The following is a 578-nucleotide window of genomic DNA, read 5'->3' on the forward strand; positions in this document are numbered from 1 at the left end:
TTTGACTTCAATGACTTCCTCGCTCAGATTGCTCAGATCAAGAAGATGGGTAACCTAAAGGACCTCGTCTCCATGATCCCAGGAGTCGGCAAGATGGTCAAGGATCTCGATATCAGCAACGACGCCTTCAAGGGCATCGAAGCAATCATCCACTCTATGACCCCCGAGGAGCGTGCCAAGCCTAGCATCCTCGATGGCTCACGTCGCAAGCGTATCGCCGACGGTAGCGGCACCTCTGTCGCCGAGGTCAACAGGCTCATCCAGCAGTTTGACCAAGTGAGCAAAGTCATGCGCAAGATGCAAGGCGGAGGCTTGGGACGTATGCAAGCCAAGATGCAGAAAAAGAACAAGAAGCGTCGCTAGCCTGCTCAAATTCGCATCGCAAGCGACACGCCTAGAGAGACTTCAGTAGCATAGCTCAGGCCTCTCCCAAGGAGTAGCACGCTCTCCGTCAGCAGACGAGGAGCGTGCTACTCTTTTTTGAGTCTAAGCCACCGGTCCTCATTCGGAGTAGGGCTAACGCATCATGCAGGATGAGTTCATTCACAGCACACTATCAAGGAAATCGAGCAATTCTT

General features: G+C 52.9%; 1 pseudogene. It reads left to right on the plus strand.

Going from position 1 to position 578, the window contains the following annotated elements:
* Window positions 1-363 (plus strand): annotated as a pseudogene (locus tag PORUE0001_RS02725) (signal recognition particle protein); the annotation flags it as partial.
* Window positions 364-578 lie beyond the last annotated feature (215 nt).

It is taken from the genome of Porphyromonas uenonis 60-3 (genome assembly GCF_000174775.1).
Classification (GTDB): Bacteria; Bacteroidota; Bacteroidia; order Bacteroidales; family Porphyromonadaceae; genus Porphyromonas; species Porphyromonas uenonis_A.